The organism is Amycolatopsis sp. WAC 04182 (assembly GCF_003947465.1).
Lineage (GTDB): Bacteria > Actinomycetota > Actinomycetes > Mycobacteriales > Pseudonocardiaceae > Amycolatopsis.
Map to the genome: position 1 here is coordinate 1 of NZ_QHJJ01000018.1, position 1,067 is coordinate 1,067.

The 1,067-nt window shown below is 72.2% G+C and carries 2 protein-coding genes; one reads left to right on the forward strand and one right to left on the reverse strand.

Annotation, left to right across the window (positions count from 1 at the left end; translation table 11 throughout):
* Positions 1–100: 100 nt before the first annotated feature.
* Positions 101–751 carry a TetR/AcrR family transcriptional regulator gene (locus DMH01_RS42240; RefSeq protein WP_125685083.1) on the reverse strand — a complete coding sequence of 217 codons (651 nt, stop codon included), beginning with the start codon at positions 749–751 and terminating at the stop codon, positions 101–103.
* An 82-nt stretch (positions 752–833) separates the two neighbouring features.
* Between DMH01_RS42240 and DMH01_RS42245 the strand changes: the two genes are divergently transcribed.
* On the forward strand, positions 834–1,067 hold a 234-nt coding region (locus tag DMH01_RS42245; RefSeq protein WP_199745843.1), incomplete at its 3' end, for an FAD-dependent monooxygenase.

The following is a 1,067-nucleotide window of genomic DNA, read 5'->3' on the forward strand; positions in this document are numbered from 1 at the left end:
TGATCACGACATTACGCGAGCTTTTCTCGGCTTCGTTCCGTGGGTCCTCGGCCGATCTTGGCCCATCCCTCTTGCCGGACGCATGACCGTAGTCATACGGTCACCGTGAGCTGTTGATCGAAGTGAAGGAGAGTCCCCCCGTATGGGCAGGCATGAGGCACCCCCCAAGGACGAGCCGCCGGAGGCCGAGGCCGGCGCGGCCGGCGGCCGTCGGGAGCCTCGCGGCAAACACGCGAGGGACGGCGGCCAGGGTGGGTGTCTGGGCCGCGCCGGCGATCGCGTCGAACATCAGGCCCTCCCCGAAGGCCACGAGCTGCCGGGCGTGGCGGGCCGGGTCCTTGGAGCCGAGGGCGGCCAGCATGGCGGGCGCCGGGTCGCGGAACCGGCGGCCCGCGCGGTCGTAGATCTCGCGCAGTTCGGGACGCCTGGTGGCCTCCAGGGCCAGCTCGTAGCGGGCCAGGGTGCGCCTGCGGTCGTCGAGCTGCACGCGCAGGGCCCCGGCCAGGCGGGCGGGCAGGCCGTCGAGGGTGAGCGGCACCCGCTCGTAGGCCACGGCCATGACCTCCATCTCCAGCTCGGTGAGCCGGGACAGCGTCAACTCAAGCAGCGCGGCGCGGGTGCGCGCCAGGTTGGACGTCGATCCGGACGGCAACCCGGCCGCCTCGTCGACGGCGCGATGGGTGAGGCCGCGCATGCCCCGCTCGGCCAGCAGGGTGATGGCCGCGTCCGCGACGGTCTCCGATCGTTTCACGGCCGAATACTACAGGGGTAGTGCCGTCACACTACAGGCGTAGTAGGCTGAGACGACAGACGTAGTAAGCGAGGAGTCGGTCATGTCGAAGGCTGTGGTGATCGGCGGGGGCATCGGAGGGCTGGCCTCCGTGGTGGCGCTGCGCCGCAAGGGGTGGGAGGTGGGCGTGCTGGAACGGGCGGCGGCCGTCGAGCCCGTCGGGTCCGGGCTGGCGGTGGCCGCCAACGCCCTGAAGGCACTCGACACGCTGGGCGTGGGCGACCGGGTGCGCGAGTTGTCCGTCGTCGAGGGGCCGCTCGGGCTGCGCCGGGCGGAC